Annotated in this window: 3 protein-coding genes; all 3 read left to right on the top strand. The window is 70.7% G+C overall.

Annotated elements, in window-relative coordinates; genetic code table 11:
* The first annotated feature begins 388 nt into the window (after positions 1–388).
* A complete protein-coding gene (locus D7W82_RS40815; RefSeq protein WP_158617812.1) occupies positions 389–658 on the top strand; it encodes a hypothetical protein in 270 nt (89 codons plus the stop codon).
* A 255-nt stretch (positions 659–913) separates the two neighbouring features.
* On the top strand, positions 914–1,498 hold the full coding sequence (locus D7W82_RS38890) for a GAF domain-containing protein (RefSeq protein WP_120561934.1): 585 nt from the start codon (positions 914–916) through the stop codon (positions 1,496–1,498).
* A 158-nt stretch (positions 1,499–1,656) separates the two neighbouring features.
* On the top strand, positions 1,657–3,424 hold a 1,768-nt coding region (locus D7W82_RS38885), incomplete at its 3' end, for a serine/threonine-protein kinase (protein WP_147439769.1).

The raw sequence follows: 3,424 nt of genomic DNA, 5'->3' as shown, positions 1-3,424 counted from the left end.
CCGAGATGCAGGGCGAGATGAAGACCGAGTCCAAGACCGAGACCAAGCACGAGGGCAAGGCCACCAAGAAGGGCACGAAGACCAAGACCGAGAAGAAGACCACCACCGAGACGAAGACCGAGGGCTGATCCCTCGCTTCACTCGCGCCCTGTCCGCCTCCAAGGGACGGACAGGATGCGGTCCCGGCAGGGGCGCTCTCCGCACGAGGGCGCCCCTGTTGTCGTTTGTGCGTGGGAGCGGAATCGTTGCCACTCCAGCAGCCTGCTGCGAGCGCACCGCCACGTGACGGCGCGTGAATAAACAATCCACAGCCTCCATCTGGAGCCGCGATGACGACGCCCGGCGCACTCCAGCGAGGGCCGTCCGTCACGAATCCGAGCACATCCCCATGAAGACCTTCCTCGTCGCCGCCCTGCTGTCCGCCACCGCCGCCATCGCCGCCCCGACGAAGCCCGCTCCCGCCAAGGCCCCCGCCGCGGAGACGAAGGCGCCCGCGTCCACCGACGTGCAGGCCGACCCCCACGCGCCGGCGAAGACCGAGACCAAGGCCGAAGCGACGCCCGAGGCCGCGCCCTCCGGCCGCACGGAGACGATGATGCAGGGCACCGGCACCAAGAAGCCCGTGAAGGCCCCCGCCTCCGAGAAGTCCGCGCAGTAGTCGTCCGCCGCCCTCCTCATCCAGGGGATGCAGGGGCAGCACCGCGCGCAGTGCCCGGCAGGGGCGCTCTCTTCACGAGGGCGCCCCTGTTCGCGTTTTCGGGCACCGGAACGCCCCCCGCTCCGCTTCTTGGGTTTCCAGTAAAACCACCATTTGACAGGAACAAAGGAATCCTGCATAACGGGACATGTGTGGATGACAGCTCATCCACGACAGGAAGGGGTGACCCCCTCCCCCCCTTCAAGCGAGACGGTCATGGTGGAAGCGTTCACGAAGGTGTCCGAAGCGTCGCGGTTGCTCCTGGATAAGGGCCTGTGCCCGGCCACGGGTTCGGATGCACTGGGCATGGTGGCCCGGCCGCTGAAGGTGGACCGTGCGTGCCTCTTCGAGAACCGGACCACGAACCTGGCGGGCCGGTTCATGACGGACCTGCGCTACGCCTGGGCGGAGCCGGGGGTGGTGTCCCCGCTGGCGCACCCGGTGCTGCGCGCGCTGCCGATGCGCGACTACGCCATGGCGTGGGCGGACATGCTGGAGGCGCAGATGGTGGTCTCCTGCACCACCAAGGAAGCGCCGCCGATGATGCGCGAGCTGCTGGAGCGCCAGGGCGTGCAGTCCGTGCTGCTGTGCCCCATCGTCCCGGCCAAGCAGTGGTGGGGCTTCGTGGCCTTCGAGGACTGCCGCCAGGCCCGCCTGTGGCGCCCGGAGGAGATTTCGCTGCTCAAGTCGCTGGCGCGGGCCGTGGGCGCGTCGGTGCGGCACGCGAACATGCGCTCCTCGCTGTCCCAGGTGCGCACCAACCTCACCAGCGTGCTGCGCCCCGTCGCCGGGGACACCTGAGCCCACCTTGGGAGCCCCTTGGGGCTCCCACTGGCAGCGGAAGCACCCGGGTCATGGCCGCCCGCCCACCCGGCGAGCGGGAGGGGGCCGGAAGGGCAGCTGGGGAGCGGTAACGCGGCGCCCCGTTTCTGCTACCCTCGCCGCCCTGTTCCCCGCCCATGTCCTCGTTCGAGCCCACCGCCATCAGTCGTTCCCGGCCTCCTGATCTCGTCAGCGGCTACCGCCTGGAGAAGCTCGTCGGTGCCGGCGGCATGGGAGAGGTCCACAAGGCCACCCAGCTGTCGCTCGGCCGCACGGTCGCGGTGAAGCTGCTGAACCCGGATCTGGCCAAGGATCCGTCGTTCATCGCGCGCTTCCAGAAGGAAGCCGCGGCGCTGGCGACGCTGAGCCACCCCCACGTCGTCGCCATCGTCGACAAGGGGAAGACGGACAACACCTACTACCTGGTGATGGAGTTCGTGGACGGGCCGTCCCTGCGCGAGCTCATGCGCAGCCCGTCCATGGAGACGCCGGTGCTCTTGCGCCGGATGCTCGAAATCTGCCGGGCCATCGAGTACGCGCACGGCCGGGGCGTCATCCACCGCGACCTGAAGCCGGAGAACATCCTGCTGGATCAGCAGGCCGGCGGCATCGCGAAGGTGTCCGACTTCGGGCTGGCGTCCTTCCTGGATGACGCGTCCGCGGCGTCGCGCTTCGCGCTCACGTCCACGCACGTGTCCATGGGCACCATCTCGTACATGGCGCCCGAGCAGCGCGTGGACGCGAAGAGCGCGGACGCGCGGGCGGACATCTTCTCCCTGGGCGTCATCCTCTACGAGACCTTCACCGGCGAGGTGCCGCTGGGCACCTTCGATCCGCCGTCGCGCAAGCGCGCGGGGCTGGACGCGCGCGTGGACGCCATCGTGATGCGGTGCCTCAAGCCGGATCCGGACGAGCGCTATCCGTCCGTGACCGCGCTCATCGCGGACCTGGAGCCGCTGGTCCCCGGAAGCCTGCTGTCCATGCCGCCGCTGCGGCTGACGCGCTGGCAGCGGGCGAAGGCCTCCATGCGCCGCGCCGCGCGCGTGACGGCGCAGACGGCCGCCGGGGTGACGGTGCTGGCCGCGGTGGGCGTGCTGGGCGTGGCGTACCACCGCAGCGGGCAGGTGCGCGTCCAGCCGCCGCTCCCCGGCAAGGCCATCATGGCGGAGCAGACCGGGTTCACGACGCTCAACGGCCCCGGCCGGATGGAGGACGTCACCCCGGACAAGCGCCGCGTGACGATGGGTGAGGGGCCGGACGCGCCACAGGTGGTGGTGGTCGGCCGCGACCTGGCCTTCGAGAACAAGACCATGGTCTTCCCGCCGCTCCACGACCAGGAGAAGCGCGTGGGCCGCGCCCGGGTGGATGTGGTGGGGCTGGTGGGCGGCGTGGCCCGGCTGACCGCGCGCGTGCGCGCCGAGGCGCCCCCGGCCACATGGCAGCGGCGCCTGAAGGAGCTCTGGAATGGCCCGCCGCCAGAGCCGGTGGCCTCGTTGGGCCTGATGGGCCGGGACGGCCGCTACGTGACCATCGTGCACCACGGCAAGGACCTGCCGCTGTCGATGGAGTGGTCCCTGGGCGAGCGCGGCGGCGCCATGCTGGGCCTCGATGCGCCGGAGAACGAGCTGCGGCTGGAGCTGTTCGTCACCGAGGACGGCGTGATGCAGGCCTTCGTCGGACAGGGCAAGGACCAGCGCCCCATCGCGGAGCCGCTGAACCTGGGCCCGGACTGGCAGGCCCAGTTCGGCGAGCCCCCCGCGCCGGTCATCGGCTGCATCGAGGGCACGTGCACCGTCGAGGGGCTCACCTACACGGTGGACAAGCCCGCGCCCGTGACGGAAGCCCCGGCCACGCCGGTGGTCAGCGTCCCGCAGCAGCCGCCCCGCACGGTGGCCGCCAACACGG

The sequence above is a fragment of the Corallococcus sp. CA049B genome (genome assembly GCF_003611685.1).
Taxonomy (GTDB): Bacteria; Myxococcota; Myxococcia; order Myxococcales; family Myxococcaceae; genus Corallococcus; species Corallococcus coralloides.
This window is presented reverse-complemented; position numbering and strand designations above follow the sequence as displayed.